We start from the raw sequence: 18,453 nt of genomic DNA, 5'->3' as shown, positions 1-18,453 counted from the left end.
CAGCGCGGTGACTCGCCCGGGGAGCGGCGCGATGCTTACGTCCGAGGTAATGCCCAAGGTGCGCGGGATTGCCTATCATCTGCCACATGAACCCGACCGCCGCCCTCCATTCGCCCTCCCCGTCCGCCGGCCGCGCGCCAGGCATCGGCCCGCTGCTGCGCACGTGGCGGCAACGCCGGCGCCTGAGCCAGATGGCGCTCGCGCTGGACGCGGACGTCTCCGCGCGCCACCTGAGCTTCGTCGAATCGGGCCGCGCGCAGCCGAGCCGCGAGATGGTGCTGCATCTCGCCGAGCGTCTCGACGTGCCGCTGCGCGAGCGCAATGCGCTGCTCGTCGCGGCCGGCTTCGCGCCGCTGTTCCGCGAACGGCCGTTTTCGGATCCGCAACTGGATGCCGCGCGCCACGCGGTCGAAGCCGTGCTGCGCGGCCACGAGCCTTATCCGGCACTCGCCGTGGACCGCCACTGGACGCTGCTCGCCGCGAACCGGATGCTCGGCGCGCTGGTCACGCAAGCCGACCCGGCGCTGCTGCAGCCGCCCGTCAACGTGCTGCGGCTGAGCCTGCATCCGGACGGGCTCGCGTCGCAGATCGTCAACTGGCACGAATGGCGCGCGCACATCCTGCATCGGCTGCAGCGGCAGATCGATGCGAGCGGCGACCGCACGCTGCACACGCTGCGCGACGAACTCGCCGCGTATCCGGCGCCGGCCGGCCAGCCCGACGACACGCAGGCGCGCACCGACTTCGCGGAGATCGCCGTGCCGCTGCGGCTGCGCACGGCGGCCGGCGAACTGACGTTCTTCAGCACGACGACGGTGTTCGGCACGCCGGTCGACGTGACGCTGTCGGAACTCGCGATCGAGGCGTTCTTTCCGGCGAACCCGGAGACGGTGGAGGCGATGCGGGCGCTGGCGGATGCGTTGCCGACGGAATAAAGCCGGCAGGCGCGCCGGCGCCGCGGCTGCGATCAGCGGCGCTCGAGCGCCAGCTTCACGCCGAGCCCCAGCAGCACCATCCCGCTGACGCGATGCATGCGCGTCAGGATGCGCGGATTGCGGCGGATTGATGCAGACAGCAGGCCCGCGAACAACGCGACCGGCCCCTTGACGAGAAACGTCAGGCCGGCAAACGTCGCGCCGAGCAGGAACAGCGACAGCATCGGATGCGCGGCGCCCGCCGGCACGAATTGCGGCAGGAACGCCAGATAGAAGAGCGCGACCTTCGGATTCGACACGTTGGACAGCGCGCCTTGCGCGAATGTGCGAAGCCGCGATGCCGGCGCACCGTCGCGGCCGCTCGCGAGCGTCAGTTCGCCCGACGACCGCAGCAACGTGATGCCGAGGTACAGCAGATACAGCGCACCGATCACCTTCAGCGCCGTGAACAGCCATTCGGATGCCTGAAGAAGCGCGCCCAGACCGAGCGTCGCGAGCATCGTATGAACGAGCAGCCCGACGCTGACGCCCGCCGCCGTCACGAGGCCCGCGCGCGTGCCGCCGGATAGCGTGCGCGACATCACGAGCACCATGTCCTGACCGGGCGTGACGATGATCAGAAGCGACGTTGCGATGAATGGCAGCCAGGATAGATGTGACATGGGAGCGCTCCTGAAGGGATAGCCGACGGACGGGAATCGCCCGGCCGGTCGTCAGATTATCGGTGCCCTTCCGTGGAGATTGGATGCGTATTTGGCTACATGAAATCAGCGATTTGGAGCTAATCTCTAGTTTTCAAGCTTCTGGTAGCAAAAAATGCCAATCAAACTGGACGCGATCGACCGACGCATTCTGCGTGCATTGCAACGGAATTCGAACCAGACGAATGCCGAACTCGCGCAACAGGCCGGGCTGTCGCCCACGCCATGCCTGCGCCGCGTTCATCTGCTCGAGGAACAGGGCGTGATCGATGCGTATGTCGCGCTCTTGAACCCGGCTGCCGTCGACCTGCGATTCACCGCGTTCGTGCGCGTCACGCTGGAGCGCCAGGACAAGAAGACGGTCGAACACTTCGCACGCGAGATGGAGCAAGCGCCCGAAGTACTCGAATGCCACCTGATGGCCGGCAGCTACGACTATCTGCTGCGCGTGATCGCGCGCGATCTCGACGACTACCAGCGCTTCCAGATGGAGACGCTCACGCAGATCGAAGGCGTCCGCAACGTCGAAACCGAGATTCCGCTGAAGCGCATCAAGCAGACGGTTCGCCTGCCGATCTAGGCATCCAGAAACGTCACGGCCTGCCCTGCCGGCTCCCCGTTCAGCTCGCCATCGCGCACCGCGACCTGCCCGCGCACGACCGTATGCACGGGCCAGCCCGTCACCGCGCACCCGTCGTACGGCGTCCAGCCACTCACGCTGGCAATCCATTCGTCCCGGATGATGCGACGCGCCTGCAAGTCGACGATGCTGAAATCGGCGTCGTAGCCCGCCGCGATCCGCCCTTTCCCCGCGATGCCGAAGATGCGCGCCGGCCCGGCGCTCGTCAGGTCGACCAGCCGCGTGAGGCTCAGGCGGCCCGCCTGCACGTGATCGAGCATCAGCGGCAGCAGCGTCTGCACGCCGGTCATCCCGCTCGGCGATTGCGGATAGGGCCGGCGTTTTTCGTCGCGCGTATGCGGCGCGTGATCGCTGCCGATCACATCGACCACGCCATCTCGCACGGCCTGCCAAAGCGCATCCTGATGATGCCGCTCGCGCACCGGCGGATTCATCTGCGCGAACGTGCCGAGCCGCGCGTAGCAATCGGGCGCGTGCAGGCTCAGGTGATGCGGCGTGACCTCGACGGTCACGCGCTGCCGGTGCCGCGCGAGGAACGCCATTTCGCCGGCGGTGGACACGTGCAGCACATGCAGCCGGCGGCCCGTCTCGGCGGCCAGCCCGACGATGCGCCGCGTCGCCGCCAGCGCGCTTTCCTCGTCGCGCCAGCGAGGATGATCACGCACATCGCCGCTCGCTTCGACGAGCGCCCGGCGTTCGCGCAGCCGCGCCTCGTCTTCCGCGTGCACGGCCATGCGCCGCCGCCCGTTACGCACGATCCGGCGCAACACGGCTTCGTCGTCGGCCAGCAGGTCGCCGAATGAACTGCCCATGAAGACCTTCACGCCCGCGCAGCCCGGCAGGTTTTCGAGCGCCGGCAGCCGTTCGGCATTCGCGGCCGAGCCGCCGATGTAGAACGCGTAGTCGCACCATGCACGGCCGCGCGCAAGATCCAGTTTGGCCTGCAGGTCCTGCGCGGTCAGCGTCAGCGGATGCGTATTGGGCATCTCGAAGATCGTCGTGACGCCGCCGAGCACCGCGCCGCGCGTGCCGGCCTCGAGGGTCTCCTTGTGCGTCAAGCCCGGTTCGCGGAAATGCACCTGGCTGTCGACGACGCCCGGCAACACGTGCAGGCCGCCGGCATCCAGCAGGACGTCGGCGCTCCACGTGCCGTGCAACGCGCCCAGCGCGACGACACGGCCGCCCACGCACGCGATGTCGATCCGCTCGGCTCCGTTGGGTGTCATCGCGGTGCCGCCATGCACGAGCAGGTCGGCGTGACGTCGCTTCAGCGCGTCGCTCACGCCCGCTTCACGTCGGATAGGCTCGTCCATGACTCAGAACTCGTTCTGGATGTGCTTGTAGCCCAGCACCAGCGCATTGTTCGTGCGTGCGACGTCCTCGGAGAAATCGCTCGCGTCGGCCGTCACCTGCGGCAACGCGGCGAGATCGGTTTCCGGCCCGATGCGTTCTGTCGAACGCACGTAGAACCCCAGCGGCAGATGGCAGCCGTCGACGACCGCGTTGTAGCGCACCACGCAGCCGTCGTCGATCGTGCAGTTGAACAGTACGCTGTTGAAGCCGACGAACACGCCGTTGCCGACCTTGCACGGCCCGTGGACGATCGCGCGATGCGCGATCGACGTGTGCTGGCCGATGGTGACGCTCGCGCCCGACTTCGAATGGATCACCACGCCGTCCTGGATGTTCGAATGCGCACCGATCACGATCGGCGCAATCCGGCCGCCGGCATCCGTTTCGTCGGCGCGGATCACCGCGTACGGGCCGATGAACACGTTCTCCTCGACGATCACGAGCCCGCACAGAATGGCGGTCGGATCGACGAAGGCGCTCGGATGAATCTGCGGCAGGTCGCCGCGCGGGTTCTTTCTGATCATCAGGATTCCTGCGTTGAAAGGGGGCGGCCGCGCTTGATCCGCTCGAACAAGCCCGGATCGCGCCACTGTGCGGCGATGGCCGGCGCGAACACGATGTCGTCCAGGTCGATGCGGCCCATGCGCGGGTTGAACGCATCGTCGCGAAAGCACTGCGCGTAACCGGTCTCGGTCTCGTGAACGATGATCGAATGCAGCCGCACGTCGGCTTCGCCGTTCGTCATGCGGGTGCCGGACAGCGCCGCATCGACGAGGCGAAAGAACACGCGCGAGAACTGCTCGGCGCTCGGCGACACGGGCAGCAGCACCCAGCGCTCGGAATGCCGGCGCATGCTCTCGACATAACACGGGTCGTCATCCGACCACAGCGTCACGGCGTGATCGAACGCGTCGATCAGCTCGCGCACGTCGCCCTTGAGCAGCCCGAAGTCGTAGATCATCTGCCCGTGATCCAGCGCGTGCGCTTCCAGCAGCAGCTCGACGCGGTACGAATGGCCGTGGATCGAATGCGAGCAGCGCCGCGTGCTGCAGCCGCGCACGACGTGCGCGTTCTCGAAGCGGAACAGCTTGCGGATCAGCATGCGTCGGCGCCTTCGCGCACCGGCGCGGCCCAGGCCACCGCATCGTGCGGATGCAGGCTTTCCAGATGGCGCACGTGCACGTGCGGGGTCGCATGGTGGCCGTCCACCGCGGCCTGGACCCGGCGCGCGGCGTCCTCGACGAACATCAGGTTGCCGCCGTTCAGCACCGCGAAGGCCTGCTCGTCCGCGCGCTTGACGGCCGTCTGCACCGGCGTGCCGAGCGCGTGCTCGATGCGATCGATCAGGTCGATCAGCCCCAGCGTCGCGCCATCGGCGGGCAGCGCCACGCTGACGACGGCTTCGCTGCGCTGGCTGTGCGGCGTGGCCGCCGTCGCGTGCCGCTTCAGCCACGCGGCGACCGCCGCCGGCTCCACGCGATCGTCGCGACCGAATGCCGCCAGGAACGCCTGCTCGACCCAGTGCCGCGACAGCGCGGCCGAGCACGGGCACGTCGACGAATAGACGACCGTCACCTGCGCGCGCAGCGCGAACCGGGAGCCGGTCAGCGTCGCGTCGAGCCGGACCGGATAGGCCTTCCATCCGGCCAGCCCGTCCGTCACCAGCGCGGCGCGGCGCGCCAGCAAGTCGAAGCGCAACCGGAGCCGCGCGCTGCGCGTGTCGCAGTCCCGATGGCTGTCGACCATCGCGTGCAGCACACGCTGAAGGCCGGCCGGCGACAGCGCCGCGCCATCATCGAGCCCGTCGAGCAGCCGGTACAGCCGCGACATGTGGATGCCCTTCACGTGCGGCGCGGGGAGATCGACCTGCACGTCGGCGCGCGCATGCACGTCGCGCCGGCAGCCGGGTTCGGCCACTGCAACGGGCAGGTCGATGCCCTGCATGCCGACCCATTCGAGCGGGCGGCCGCCCGACGCGGCATCGGTCAGGGAAATATCGGGAAGCGGTGCGTTCATGCTCGGAATCCGGTGGAGCGCCTTCTCCATCCGGATCGATGCAGGAAGCGCGTTCAGGTCAGGGCCAGTCGCGGAACGGGTTGTCCCACGTGGTCCAGTGTTCGGGGCCGGTGGCCATCTCGGCATCGGTCAGCAGACACGCGTCGAAGCGCGCGCGCAGCGCGGGCTCGTCCATGTCCATGCCGATCAGCACGAGTTCCTGCCGCGCATCGCCGACGTGCTCGTCCCAGCGCGCGCGGATCTGCGCGACGGCTTCCGCGTCCTGCGGCCAGCGCTCGGGCGGCATGGCCGCCCACCAGTAGCCGGCCGGCCCGTGCCGCGCGACCGCACCGGCCTGCGACCACGAACCGGCGACGGTCGGGTGGGTGGCGAGCCAGAAGAATCCCTTCGAACGGACGACACCCGGCCATTCGTTTTCGACGAGATCGAAGAAACGCTGCGGATGGAACGGCCGACGCGCGCGATAGACGAAGCTGCGGATGCCGTACTCGTCGGTCTCGGGCGTGTGCGTGCCGCGCATCTCCTGCAGCCAGCCCGGCGCGCGCGATGCGGCTTCGAAGTCGAACAGGCCGGTGTCGAGCACGCGCTCGAGCGGCACCTTGCCGAATTCGGCGATCTCGATCCGTGCGCGCGGGTTCAAGCCGCGCAGCAACGCGACGAGCCGCTCGCGCGCGCTGGCGTCGATCAGGTCGATCTTGTTGATCACGATCACGTCGCAGAACTCGATCTGGTCGATCAGCAGATCGACGACCGTGCGCGCATCTTCCTCGCCCATCGATTCGCCGCGCGCCTGCAGGCTGTCGCGCGACGCGTAGTCGCGCAGGAAATTGAACGCATCGACCACCGTCACCATCGTGTCGAGCCGCGCGACTTCGCCGAGGCTGCGGCCATCCTCGCCTTCGAACGTGAACGTCTCGGCCACCGGCAGCGGCTCCGAGATGCCGGTCGATTCGATCACGAGCTGGTCGAACCGCCCTTCGCGCGCGAGCCGGTCGACCTCGATCAGCAGATCCTCGCGCAGCGTGCAGCAGATGCAGCCGTTGCTCATCTCGACCAGCTTCTCGTCGGTGCGCGACAGCCCCGCGCCGCCGTCGCGCACGAGCGCGGCGTCGATGTTGACCTCGGACATGTCATTGACGATGACCGCGACGCGCCGGCCCTCGCGATTGTTCAGGATGTGGTTGAGCAGCGTCGTCTTGCCGGCGCCGAGGAAGCCGGACAGGACGGTCACGGGAAGCCGCGTGGACGGGGAGAGTGCGGGGCTCATCGGGCGATTCCGGGAGGAGAGTGGACGATCATCGAGTGATATATAGTATCGCAACGATATAACATATCATTTCAAACGTCCAGCATGCCGGTTAGGTTTTGTCCGAAGCGGACCGCGCCGCTCCGGCATCACGCCGTCATGTATAGAGCGACGCCTGCGGCAACTCGCCCGTCAACGCGAACCGGCCCACATCCCGCAACCGGTAGTCGAGCGGATCGTGCAGCGTATGCGTGCGCGCGTTCCGCCAGAAGCGGTCGAGGCCGAGCGACGCGGCCGTCGCGCGTGCGCCGCAGGCGTCGAACAGCGCCTCGCCGTTCTCGAGCGCCGCGCGCTGCGCGACGATCTTCGCCTCCGATACCGCGAGCGCCACCTCGGCGCGCTCGTCCGCCGTCAGCGCATCCTGCCGCGCCCACGCGTCCTGCAACGCGGCGGCCGCGCGATCGGCCAGCGCCGCCGCGGCGATCGCCCGCACACGCATGTCGCCGAAGCGCTGTAGCGTGTACGGATCGTCGCTCGCCTGCGCGACCTCCGACTGGATCCACGGGCGGCCATGCTTCAGCACGTAGTCGCGCGCTTCCGCCAGCGCGCCTTCCGCGAGCCCGACGAACAGGTTGGTCAGCACGAGCTGCGACACGAGCGTGCGCAGCGTCGCGCGCGGGGTCGGCGGCGTCTCGGAGCGGTGCAGCACCTCGTCCGCCGCAAGCGTCACGCCGTCGAAGCGCACGCTGCCGCTGTCGGTCTGGCGCTGGCCGATCGGGTCCCAGTCTTCGTTGACCGTGATCCCCGCGCGATCGGTCGGCACCACGCCGAACACGGTGCGGCCGGTGTCCGGATCGTGCGCGGACACCGTCATCCGCTGCGAGCCGCGCGTGCCCGAACAGAAGCCCTTCACGCCATCGAGCCGGTAGCCGCCGTCAGGCGTCGCCGTGGCCACGAGCCGCGTGTCGAGCGGATTGACCGCATTGCCCCACCACCATTGCTGCTCGACCGTGCCACGCAGGTAGCGTTCGCGCTGCGCGGCGTTGCCCCACACGTCGACGCTCACCACCTGCAGGCACTGGAACCCGACGAGATGCGCGAGCGCACTGTCGACGCGCGCGATCTGCCGGATCGCATCGTAGATCCCGGGCCACGCGGCTTCCTGCCCGCCGAACGCACGCGGCACCGCGAGCGTCAGCAAGCCCGCATCGGCGAGCCACTGCTTCTCCTGTGCCGCATGACCGCCCGCGCGGTCGCGCGCGGCGGCCGTGGTGCGCAACGCGTCGATCGCGCGCGCCAGCGCGGCGTGGTCGAAGGCCGGGGCATCGGTATCGGGCGCGAAGGTCGCCGGGCCGCGTGGATCGTTCATGCGACGGCTTCCTGCGCAACCGCTTCACCCGACAGCGGGACGAGCGCGTCGAGCTGGCGGCCGGTCAGCCGCGACAGGATCTCGCGCCGCCAGTCATCGTAGATCGCGCGGTATTCGGCGATATCCGCGCCGAACACGTGCGCGGTGTGCGCGTACTCGTCGTGCAGGTAACCGTCGAGCCGCGCCTGCGTTTCCTCGTCGGCCGCGATCACGCGATCGATCAGCGCATCGCGTTCGGCTGCCGGCAGCGCCTTCAACGTGTCGAACCACCACTGGACGATCTGCACGCGATGCCATTCCTCGTCCGGCCGGATCCGGTTCTCGCCGTGCTCGCGCATCGCGGAATCGCCGATGCGGCCGGTCTTGCGCTGGATCCACAGCTTCGCGAGGATGTGCAGCTCGTAGTGCCATTCGAACGCGAGAAAGCCGGCGATGTCGCGCACCGCGATGTCGCCGATGCGCGCCCAGTGCGCGGCGACGAGCCGGTCGACTTCCGGCAGCGGATCACGCCCCGTCAGTTCGGTCACGCGTTCGCGGCCGATCACCGCGTGCGCGCCGTCGTCGCCGAGCTGGCGCGACAGGATCAGCTGGAAATGCGGATCGTCGCGGAACAGCGTGTCGATCGCCTTCGCGACGACCTGCACGATGAACAGGTCGTGCGACGCCATCTTCGTGTAGTAGTCGGCGACGGCGGCCAGTTCGTCGTCGTTGCGCGGCTCGCGCGGCGGCGTGGCGAGCTTCGCCGGGAAGTCAGCACGATGGCGTCGCGCCACGTCGAGAAACAGCGCTTCCTCGAATTGTCCGTTCCATTCGCGCGGCGCGCCGATGGGCAAGGTCATAGGTTCTTTCTCTCAGGATCATGAATGAAGCGAGCGGACGCTTGTGGCGTCGCTCAGGTACGCCGGGTCACACGTCGGACCAGGCGGTCGCCCGTGATTTGCACGGCCGAGACGAGCGCGATCAGGATCACGATCACGGTCGCCATGACGGTGGTGTCGAAACGCTGGTAGCCATAGCGGATCGCGAGATCGCCGAGGCCGCCCGCGCCGACGGCGCCCGCCATCGCCGTCGAGCCGATCAGCGCGACGACGGTAATGGTGAAGCCGCCGAGCATGCCGGGCAGCGCTTCGGGCAGCAGCACGTGCCAGACGATGTGGCGGCGCTTCGCGCCCATCGCGAGCGCGGCCTCGATCAGCCCGCGGTCGACTTCGCGCAGGCTCACCTCGGCGATCCGCGCGAAGAACGGGATCGCGGCGATCGACAGCGGCACGACGGCCGCCCAGACGCCGATCGTCGTGCCGATCAGCACGCGCGTGAACGGCAGCAGCGCGACGAGCAGGATGATGAACGGCGTCGAGCGGAACACGTTGACGAGCGCGCCGAGCACCGCATTCACGCCGCGCCGCTCGTAGATGCCGCCGGGCGCGGTCGTCACGAGGATCACCGCGAGCGGGATGCCGATCAGCGCGGCAATCACGGCCGACGCTGCGACCATCGACAACGTGTCGCGGATCGCGTCGAGCAGTTCGGGCCACCAGAGGTCAAACATAGCCGAGCACCTCCGCGTGGTTCGCGTGGCGACGCGCGCGTTCGAGCAGCGCGGCCACCGCGCCGCCGCGGGCCGGCGGCTGGCCGGCGTCGTCCGCACGCAGTGCCGCCGCGATCACGAGCCGCCCCTGTGCATGCCCCTGGATGCGCTCGATCCCGCCGTGCAGGAACCGCACCGAGCCGCCGAGCGCCACCGCAAGCGCACCGACATCCGGCTCGCCGCCGCTCTCGCCCGTATAGCGGACGTCGAGCACGACCTGCGCGCCTTCAGGCAACGCCGCTTGTTCCGGCAACGGCTGCACGCGCGCGGCCAGTTCGGCCGGCAGGTCATGCACGAGCGTGCTGAGCAGCGCGCGCGTCGCGCCGTGGCGCGGATCGCCGAACACGCGCCACACGGGGCCCGTTTCGACGACTTCGCCCTGTTCGATCACCGCGACCGTGTCGCACACCGCGCGGATCACTTCCATCTCGTGCGTGATCAGCACGATCGTCAGCCCGAGGCGACGATTGATGTCGGCGAGCAGCGCGAGGATCGACTGCGTCGTCTCGGGATCGAGCGCCGACGTCGCCTCGTCGCACAGCAGCACCTCCGGATCGTGCACGAGCGCGCGGGCAATGCCGACGCGCTGCTTCTGCCCGCCCGACAGGCTGGCCGGATACGCGTCGCGCTTCGCGGCGAGCCCGACGAGTTCGAGCAGCGCCTCGACCTTGCGCACGCGCTCGGCCTTCGGCACGCCGGCGATCTTCAGCGGCAGCGCGACGTTCTCGAACACCGTCTTCGCGGACAGCAGGTTGAAATGCTGGAACACCATGCCGGTGCGGCGCCGCAGCGCGACGAGGCCATCCTCGTCGAGCGCGCCGACATCGACGCCCTGCACGCGCACGCGGCCCGAGCTCGGCCGCTCGAGCCCGTTCACGAGCCGCAGCAGCGTCGACTTGCCGGCGCCGCTGCGGCCGATGATCCCGAAGACCTCGCCGCGCCGCACGTCGAGCGTCACGTCGCGCAACGCGGCAGCCTGGCCGCGCGGCGTCGCGAACACCTTGCCGACCTGCTCCAGCGATACGGCGGCGCCGGCGCGGGTCGATTCGGCCGACGCGGCCGCTTCGTCATGTGCCGTTGCCTCGGCTCCCGCACGCACTGCCGACGTCTCAATGAAACCCAGCGTATCGAACAATTGCGTCATCGCTTCGCTCCGTCACGTTCAGACATGCGCGGGATGCGCGGATTCGGCGCGCACGGCGGCGCCCGGCCGGTGCTGTGCGCCCGTGTGCCACGCGGGCAGGCGCGGGCCTGCGCCGAACAGCTTCTCGCGCAGCGTCGGCGCGGGATCGTAGTCTTCCTTGTAGACGCCGCGGTTCTGCAGCTCGGGCACGACCCAGTCGACGAAATCCTCGAACGACTCGGGCATCACGGTGCGCGTCAGGTTGAAGCCGTCGATGCCGGTCTCGTCGATCCACGACTGCAGCTCGTCCGCGACCTGCGACGGCGAGCCGACGATCGGCGCATAGCGGCTGCCGAGCGACATCTGTTCGAGCATGCGGCGCACGGTCCACGTGCCGGTCGTGCTCTTGCGCGAGATCGCGTCGACGGCCGACTGGATCGAATCGGTCTTCACGTACGAGATCGGTTCGTCGAGGCCATACTTCGCGAAGTCGATGCCGGTCGAGCTCGCGAAATGCGCGAGACCGGCTTCGGCGCTCGCGTAGCGCCGATATTCGTCGAATTTCTCGCGCGCCAGAACTTCGGTTTCCGCCGTCACGACGCTCACGCCGGCAAAGATCTTGATCGACGCCGGGTCGCGGCCCTGCCGTGCAGCGGCCGCGCGAATGTCGAGTGTCGCCGCGCGCGCGGCGGCCTTGCTTTGCCCGTTCACGAACACGCATTCCGCGTGACGGCCGGCGAACTCGACGCCGCGTGCGGACGAACCGGCCTGGTACAGCACCGGCGTGCGTTGCAACGACGGCTCGCTCAGATGAATCGCGTCGATCGAATAGAACGGCCCGTCGTGCTTCACGCGCCGCACCTTGCCCGGCTGCGCGAACACGCGCGCCTGCGCGTCGCGGATCACCGCATCGTCGTCCCAGCTCTGTTCCCACAGCTTGTAGACGACGTCCATGTAGTCGTCCGCGCGCTCGTAGCGGTCGTCGTGGCCGATCTGCTGCGCGAGGCCCATGCCGCGCGCGGCGCTGTCGAGATAGCCGGTAACGATGTTCCAGCCCACGCGCCCTTTCGTCAGGTGATCGAGCGTCGACATGCGGCGCGCGAACAGGTAAGGCGGCTCGTAGGTGAGGTTCGCGGTCACGCCGAAGCCGAGGTGCCGCGTGACCTGCGCCATCGCGGGCACCAGCAGCAGCGGATCGTTGACGGGCACCTGCACCGATTCGCGCAGCGCGGCATCGGGGCCGCCGCCGAACACGTCGTACACGCCGACGATGTCCGCGAGGAAGATCCCGTCGAACTTGCCGCGTTCGAGCGTCTTCGCGAGGTCGGCCCAGTAGTCGAGATCGGTGTAGTGCGCGGAGCGGTCGCGCGGATGCGTCCACAGACCGTGGTTGATGTGCCCGACGCAGTTCATGTTGAACGCGTTGAGCAGGATTTTCTTGCGGTTCGCCGTCGTCATGCCCGCCTCCGTCACCACGCGATCGCGTACAGCGAGCCGAACGCGTTGTCGAGCGCCTTGCGCACGGCCGGCGAGTGCTGGTAGATCGAGATGAACTTGCGGATGCGCGGATCGTTCACGCTGTCCGGCCGCACGACCCACTGGATCGCGAAGATCTTGTTTTCGGTGCCGTCGAACAGTAGCGCGCTGTTCGGGTCGGTCGTGCCCGCGAGCTTGATGAAGCTCGGGTAGCCCTGCGCGAGATCGACGTCGTCGAGCGAGCGCGCGAGCTGCGACGCTTCGAGCGGGATGATCTTCAGGTGCTTCGGGTTCGCGACGATGTCGTGCGTCGTCGCGCGGTAGTCGGCGCCCGGCTTCAGCGTGATGAGCCCCGCGCGCTGCAGCAGCAACAGCCCGCGCCCGCCGTTCACCGGATCGTTCGCGATCGCGACTTTCGCGCCGTCCTTCAGCTCGCTGAAGCTTTTCACCTTCTTCGAATAGAGGCCGATCTTCATGATCGTGCCGGGCGCGATCGACACGAAGTTGTAGCCGCCCTGCTTGTTCGCGTTCTCCAGAAACGGGATGTGCTGGAAGTAGTTGACGTCGATGTCCTTGTTCGCGAGCGCCGCGTTCGGCGTATTCCAGTCGGTGAATTCGACGATCTTCACGTCGAGCCCCTGCGCCTTCGCTTCCTTCGCGGCAACTTTCAGCGCTTCGATCTGCGGGCTGGTCGAGATGCCGACCTTCAGCGGCGCGGTGTCGGCGTGCGCGCCATTGAGCAATGCGACGCCAAGCACGGCGGCAGCCAGCAGGCGCGCGACGCGGCCGGCGGAAAAGCGGGCGGAAAAAACGGCATGCAGCATGAAACCACTCTCCTGTCCAAAGACGGTATCGATGGATGAGCGACGCCGCGGCGAACGCACGGGCGTTCTCCGGACAGGTCAATCGCATCGGAAAAGATCAGCCGATGATAGAGAGCGGTGCGGGGGCGGTCTACGAAGCGATTGTGCGAAGAAAATCGCGCGCGGCGATATGGCGGGCGGCCATGCGGGATCGGCGGCCCGACCGGGCACCCGGCCGGCCGTCAGGCCGAAATCTCGGCCTCGGCGCCGGACGAATTCCGAAATCTCGGCCAGCCGGTCGGGCTGCTCTTTCCGCAGACGAAACAAACCCCTTATAAATCAATGCATTAAAAATATTCCGGCGGCCCGGATTTCTGGCACGGGGGTTGCGTAATAGACGGCACACGATGCCGCGAAGCCATGCAGGCATACCAACATCAGGAGACACGTCTTGCAGACCTCTATCCATACCCCGTCCCATCCGGAGCCGGTTTCCGACGCCGTCGCCACCCCGCGCGCGCGCTTCTGGCCGGAAGGCTGGTGGAAACTGATGGAAATCCGCATCGGCATCATTCCGCTGCCCGTCTATTTCATCCTGCTCGCGCTGATCGTCGGCTTCTCGGTGACCGGCAAGGTGCCCGGCGAGATCTCGATGGCGATCGCGGTGCTCGCGTTCTTCGGCTTCACCTGCGCGGAACTGGGCAAGCGCCTGCCGCTCTTGCGCAACATCGGCGCGGCCGCGATCTTCGCGACCTTCGTGCCGTCGGCGCTCACGTACTACCACGTGCTGCCGAAGCCGGTGCTGAACCTCACCGTCGAGTTCACGAAGTCGACCAACTTCCTGTACCTGTTCATCGCGTCGATCATCGTCGGCAGCATCCTGAGCATGGATCGCCGCGTGCTGATCCAGGGCTTCGTGAAGATCTTCATCCCGCTCGCGGCCGGCTCGGTCGCGGCCGCGATCGTCGGCACGGCGGTCGGCACCGCGCTCGGCCTCGGCGCGCGCCACACGCTGCTGTACATCGTCGTGCCGATCATGGCGGGCGGCGTCGGCGAAGGCGCGATTCCGCTGTCGATCGGCTATTCGGAACTGATGCACCTGCCGCAAGGCGAGATGTTCGCGATGGTGCTGCCGCCGGTGATGCTCGGCAGCCTGACCGCGATCATCCTGTCGGGCGCGCTCGACATGCTCGGCAAGCGCTTCCCGCACCTGACCGGCAACGGCCGCCTGCAGGTCGGCGAATCGGGCGACATGACGCCCGAAAACGAGGAAATCCGCGGCCACGTCGACGTCTCGCACATCGCGGGCGCCGGTATCACGGCCATCACGCTGTACCTGGTCGGCCTGATGGCGCACAAGCTGTTCGGCCTGCCCGCGCCGGTCGCGATGCTGTTCCTCGCGGTGCTCGTGAAGCTCGCGCGTGCGGTGTCGCCGCCGCTGCAGGAAGGCGCGTTCGTCGTCTACAAGTTCTTCTCGACCGCCGTCACGTATCCGCTGCTGTTCGCGATCGGCGTCGCGATGACCCCGTGGGACAAGCTGACCGCCGCGTTCACGATCGTCAACGTCGTCACCATCGTGTCGACCGTCGCGACGCTGATGGGCACCGGTTTCGTGGTCGGCCGCCTGATGAAGATGTACCCTATCGACACCGCAATCGTGAACGCCTGCCACAGCGGCCAAGGCGGCACCGGCGACGTCGCGATCCTGACCGCCGCGAACCGGATGCAGCTGATGCCGTTCGCGCAGATCGCAACGCGGATCGGCGGCGCGATCGTCGTCACGGTCACGCTGATCCTGGTCGCCCACTTCGGATGACGCGCCGCCGCGCGCACCGTCGCGCAGGCTGCTTTGCACGCGCCGCCGCCGGCCCAGCCGGCGCGCGGCGCGCGTCGTTCGGGGCGTCGCTTCGGGCGTCACGCCGGGCGGACGGATGCGGGTTTCGATGAGGGCGAACGTGCAGAAAAGCTTCAAGGGAATCCCGTGGTGGGGCTGGGCATCGGCCGGCGTGCTGTATGGGTGCGTGGCGGCCGCGGCCGTCGATTTCGCGTGGGAACGCGCGATCGACGCGCTCGAGGAAACCGGCGCGCACCGGCTCGACCTGTATGCGTCGAGCCTGAAGAGCGAACTCGGCCGCTTCGAGATCCTGCCCGGCCTGGTCGCGCGGCAGGACGGCGTGCGCACGATGCTGAAAGCCGCGCCGCATGAGGCTCCCGAACTCGTACACACGGTCGATACCTACCTCGAAGCCGTGAACCGCGACGCGGGCAGCGGCGCGGTCGACGTGATCGACCTGCAGGGCGACGTGATCGCCGCCAGCAACTGGAACGAGACGCTCAGCTTCGTCGGCACCAACGTGTCGTACCGGCCGTATTTCAAGGACGCACTCGCGCGCGGCAGCGGCCGCTTCTTCGGCATCGGCACCAACACCGGCGTGCCGGGCGTCTACTTCGCCAGCGCGGTGCGGGACAACGGCGTGCCGATCGGCGTGGCCGCCGTGAAGATCAGCGTCGATCCGCTCGAGTCGGCGTGGCGCGCACCGGGGGTCGCCGCGATGGTCGTCGACAGCAACGGCGTGGTCGTGATCTCGACCGAACCCGCCTGGAAATTCACCGCGCTGCGCCCGATCACCGCGCAGCAGCAGCGCGACATCCAGGCGTCGCGGCAATACGCGGGCCGCACGGTCGACGCGCTGCCGTACCGCCACATCGGCGACCGCAGCGCGGCCGCGTGGTTCGGCACCTTCCCCGATACACGCCACAGCGGCCGCACCACGCGCTATCTCGTGATGTCGCGCCCCGCGCCGCAGGCCGGCGATTCGCTGATGGTGCTGCTCGACATCGCGGGCGCGCGGCGCCAGCAGCAGACGGCCTTCGTATTCGTCACCGGTGCGTTCCTGATCGCCGCGCTGCTCGCCGGCTATGCGATCCAGCGCCGTCGGGCCATCGTCGCGCGGCTGAACGCGCAGGACGCGCTGCGGCGCGCGAACGACCAGCTCGAGCTGACCGTCGCGCAGCGCACGGCCGCGCTGACGGCCGCGAACGAACGGATGCAGCGCGAGATCGTCGAGCGCGAGCGCACCGAGCAGCGGCTGCGCGCATCGCAGCAGGAAGTCGTGCATGCGGGCAAGCTCGCGGTGCTCGGGCAGATGGCCGCCGGCCTCACGCACGAGCTGAACCAGCCGCTCGTCGCGATCCGCACGCTGTGCGACAACGCGCGCACGTTCTTCGAGCGCGGCCAGCCCGCGCCGGCGCTCGCCAATCTCGAACGGATCGGCAAGCTCGTCGACAGCATGGCGGTGCTCACCGGCGAGCTGAAGACCTTCGCGCGCAAGCCGGACGTCGAGCGCGTCGCGGTGTCGCTGAACGAGGCCGTCGCGCATGCGCGGCTGATCTACGATGCGCGGATCCGCGACGAAGGCGTGCAGCTCGACGTGAACATCGCGCCGGGCACCGCCGTGTCGGCCGAATCGAGCCAGTTGCAGCAGGTGATCGTGAACCTGCTCGGCAACGCGCTCGACGCGGTGCACGACGCACCCGTGCGCCGCATCGTCATCGAGGCCGCCAGACCGGACGAAGCCGGCCGCGTGCGCTTCACGGTCGCCGACAGCGGCGCGGGCATCGCGCCCGACGTGCTGCCGCACCTGTTCGAGCCGTTCGTCACGACCAAGCCGCGCGGTCAGGGCCTCGGGCTCGGCCTCGCGATCACGTCGCGCATCGTCGAGGCGTTCGGCGCGAAGATCGCCGCGACGAACCGCGACGAAGGCGGCGCGCAGTTCAGTATCGAATTCGCGGCGGCCACGCTGCAAAGGACAGAGCATGGAAGATGAGATTCGGGTGCTGGTCGTCGAGGACGATGAAAACGTCCGGATCGGCGTCGAGCAGGCGGTAGCGCTTGCCGGCTTCGCAGTGGACGCATTCGCGTCGGCCGCCGACGCGCTGCATCACGTCGCGCCCGGCGCGCCGGTCGTGATCGTGTCGGACGTGCGGATGCCGGGCATCGACGGGCTGCAGCTGCTCGATCGCGTGATGGCCATCGACGCGCAGATTCCGGTCGTGCTGATCAGCGGCCATGCCGACATCTCGACGGCCGTCGGCGCGATGCAGGTCGGCGCGTACGACTTCATCGAGAAGCCGTTTTCGTCGGACGTGATCGCGGGGCGCGTCGCGCGCGCGGTCGAGAAGCGCCGTCTGACGCTGGAAGTGCAGGGGCTGCGCGCGGCGCTGAACAACTGGCAGGGCATCGAGGCGTTCGTGCTCGGCAAATCGCCCGCGATGGCCGACGTGCGCAAGAAGATCCTGCGCCTCGCCGATACGTCGGTGTCGGTGCTGATCACCGGCGAAACCGGCACCGGCAAGGAGCTGATCGCGCGCAGCCTGCACGACTTCGGCGGCCGGCGCGACGCGCATTTCGTCGCGCTGAACTGCGGCGGCCTGCCGGAACAGGTCTTCGAGAGCGAACTGTTCGGACACGAAGCCGGCGCGTTCACCGGCGCGATCAAGAAACGCATCGGCAAGATCGAATGGGCGGACGGCGGCACGCTGTTCCTCGACGAGATCGAGACGATGCCGATTCCACTGCAGGTCAAGATGCTGCGCGTGCTGCAGGAGCGCGTGGTCGAGCGGCTCGGCGCGAACGAGCTGATTCCGGTCGACTGCCGCGTGGTCGCCGCGTCGAAGGCCGATCTTGCCGAGCTCGCGGCCGACGGCCGCTTTCGCGCGGACTTGCTGTATCGCCTCAACGTCGCGCAGATCGAACTGCCGCCGCTGCGCGAGCGGCGCGAGGACGTCCCGCTGCTGTTCGAGCATTTCGTGCTCGCGGCCGCACGCCGCTTCGGGCAGCCGGCGCCGGTCGTCACGGCTGCGCAGGTGTCCGAACTGATGACGCATGCGTGGCCCGGCAACGTGCGCGAGCTGCAGAACGTGGCCGACCGCTTCGTGCTCGGGCTGACCGGCGACAGCCTGCTGTCGTCCGGCGGCACGCCGGCCGCGGGCGGCACGCTCGCGGAACAGCTCGCGTATTTCGAGCGGATGCTGATCGAGGACATGCTGCAGCGTCACAACGGCAACGTCGCGGAGGCAAGCGAAGCGCTTGGCATGCCGAAGAAAACGCTCTATCACAAGCTGCGCAACCTGCGGATTCCCGCGCGCGGCGACGCGGCGGCCGATGGCGGCGAATGACGAGAACGAGGACACGCACTCCAGC

Annotated in this window: 17 protein-coding genes; 5 read left to right on the top strand and 12 right to left on the bottom strand. The window is 68.4% G+C overall.

Annotated elements, in window-relative coordinates:
• Window positions 1–86: 86 nt before the first annotated feature.
• Window positions 87–935, top strand: a complete 849-nt coding sequence (locus CFB43_RS19205) for a helix-turn-helix domain-containing protein (protein ID WP_089496143.1) — start codon at window positions 87–89, stop codon at window positions 933–935.
• A 32-nt stretch (window positions 936–967) separates the two neighbouring features.
• Here the strand turns inward: CFB43_RS19205 and CFB43_RS19200 are convergent, their stop codons facing one another.
• Complete coding sequence (locus CFB43_RS19200) at window positions 968–1,597, bottom strand: LysE family translocator (protein WP_089496142.1); 630 nt, start codon at window positions 1,595–1,597, stop codon at window positions 968–970.
• Window positions 1,598–1,751: 154 nt separating this feature from the next.
• Between CFB43_RS19200 and CFB43_RS19195 the strand changes: the two genes are divergently transcribed.
• Window positions 1,752–2,216, top strand: a complete 465-nt coding sequence (locus CFB43_RS19195; RefSeq protein ID WP_089433368.1) for an Lrp/AsnC family transcriptional regulator — start codon at window positions 1,752–1,754, stop codon at window positions 2,214–2,216.
• On the opposite strand, the gene CFB43_RS19190 is transcribed toward CFB43_RS19195, so the two are convergent.
• The 11 genes from CFB43_RS19190 to CFB43_RS19140 form a co-directional block, all read right to left on the bottom strand.
• Window positions 2,213–3,589 (bottom strand): dihydroorotase, encoded by a 1,377-nt coding sequence (locus tag CFB43_RS19190; protein WP_089496141.1) that lies wholly within the window; start codon window positions 3,587–3,589, stop codon window positions 2,213–2,215. The two genes, CFB43_RS19195 and CFB43_RS19190, sit on opposite strands and share 4 nt — an antisense overlap.
• 3 nt (window positions 3,590–3,592) lie before the next feature.
• Entirely contained in the window at window positions 3,593–4,153 is a 561-nt protein-coding gene (locus tag CFB43_RS19185) for a gamma carbonic anhydrase family protein (RefSeq protein WP_089496140.1), read from the bottom strand.
• On the bottom strand, window positions 4,153–4,731 hold the full coding sequence (locus CFB43_RS19180; protein ID WP_089496139.1) for a 6-pyruvoyl trahydropterin synthase family protein: 579 nt from the start codon (window positions 4,729–4,731) through the stop codon (window positions 4,153–4,155). The genes CFB43_RS19185 and CFB43_RS19180 overlap by 1 nt, the downstream gene beginning before the upstream one ends.
• A complete protein-coding gene (gene folE2, locus CFB43_RS19175; RefSeq protein WP_089496179.1) occupies window positions 4,725–5,645 on the bottom strand; it encodes a GTP cyclohydrolase FolE2 in 921 nt (306 codons plus the stop codon). The genes CFB43_RS19180 and folE2 overlap by 7 nt, the downstream gene beginning before the upstream one ends.
• A gap of 58 nt (window positions 5,646–5,703) precedes the next feature.
• Window positions 5,704–6,912: a zinc metallochaperone GTPase ZigA gene (gene zigA / locus CFB43_RS19170; protein WP_089496138.1), complete on the bottom strand. Its 1,209-nt coding sequence runs from the start codon at window positions 6,910–6,912 to the stop codon at window positions 5,704–5,706.
• Between the two features lie 136 nt (window positions 6,913–7,048).
• Window positions 7,049–8,260 (bottom strand): acyl-CoA dehydrogenase family protein, encoded by a 1,212-nt coding sequence (locus tag CFB43_RS19165; RefSeq protein ID WP_089496137.1) that lies wholly within the window; start codon window positions 8,258–8,260, stop codon window positions 7,049–7,051.
• Window positions 8,257–9,099 carry a hypothetical protein gene (locus CFB43_RS19160; RefSeq protein ID WP_089496136.1) on the bottom strand — a complete coding sequence of 281 codons (843 nt, stop codon included), beginning with the start codon at window positions 9,097–9,099 and terminating at the stop codon, window positions 8,257–8,259. Before CFB43_RS19160 ends, CFB43_RS19165 begins: the two co-directional genes overlap by 4 nt.
• Window positions 9,100–9,152: 53 nt before the next feature.
• Window positions 9,153–9,809, bottom strand: a complete 657-nt coding sequence (locus CFB43_RS19155; RefSeq protein WP_046546161.1) for a methionine ABC transporter permease — start codon at window positions 9,807–9,809, stop codon at window positions 9,153–9,155.
• Window positions 9,802–10,992 carry a methionine ABC transporter ATP-binding protein gene (locus CFB43_RS19150; RefSeq protein ID WP_089496135.1) on the bottom strand — a complete coding sequence of 397 codons (1,191 nt, stop codon included), beginning with the start codon at window positions 10,990–10,992 and terminating at the stop codon, window positions 9,802–9,804. The genes CFB43_RS19155 and CFB43_RS19150 overlap by 8 nt, the downstream gene beginning before the upstream one ends.
• An 18-nt stretch (window positions 10,993–11,010) precedes the next feature.
• A complete protein-coding gene (locus CFB43_RS19145) occupies window positions 11,011–12,429 on the bottom strand; it encodes an LLM class flavin-dependent oxidoreductase (RefSeq protein WP_089496134.1) in 1,419 nt (472 codons plus the stop codon).
• 11 nt (window positions 12,430–12,440) lie between these two features.
• On the bottom strand, window positions 12,441–13,271 hold the full coding sequence (locus CFB43_RS19140; RefSeq protein WP_089428996.1) for a MetQ/NlpA family ABC transporter substrate-binding protein: 831 nt from the start codon (window positions 13,269–13,271) through the stop codon (window positions 12,441–12,443).
• A 430-nt stretch (window positions 13,272–13,701) separates the two neighbouring features.
• Here CFB43_RS19140 and CFB43_RS19135 point away from each other — a divergent pair, with 430 nt between their 5' ends.
• The 3 genes from CFB43_RS19135 (at window position 13,702) to CFB43_RS19125 (ending at window position 18,428) form a co-directional block, all read left to right on the top strand.
• A complete protein-coding gene (locus CFB43_RS19135) occupies window positions 13,702–15,066 on the top strand; it encodes a 2-hydroxycarboxylate transporter family protein (RefSeq protein WP_089428995.1) in 1,365 nt (454 codons plus the stop codon).
• A 127-nt stretch (window positions 15,067–15,193) separates the two neighbouring features.
• Window positions 15,194–17,077 carry a sensor histidine kinase gene (locus CFB43_RS19130; protein ID WP_089496133.1) on the top strand — a complete coding sequence of 628 codons (1,884 nt, stop codon included), beginning with the start codon at window positions 15,194–15,196 and terminating at the stop codon, window positions 17,075–17,077.
• Complete coding sequence (locus CFB43_RS19125) at window positions 17,067–18,428, top strand: sigma-54-dependent transcriptional regulator (RefSeq protein WP_089428993.1); 1,362 nt, start codon at window positions 17,067–17,069, stop codon at window positions 18,426–18,428. Before CFB43_RS19130 ends, CFB43_RS19125 begins: the two co-directional genes overlap by 11 nt.
• The last annotated feature ends 25 nt before the right edge of the window (window positions 18,429–18,453 follow it).

This window comes from Burkholderia sp. AU15512 (genome assembly GCF_002223325.1).
Classification (GTDB): domain Bacteria; phylum Pseudomonadota; class Gammaproteobacteria; order Burkholderiales; family Burkholderiaceae; genus Burkholderia.
The sequence above is the reverse complement of the archived record's forward strand: the minus strand, read 5'-3'. Positions and strand labels throughout refer to the sequence as shown.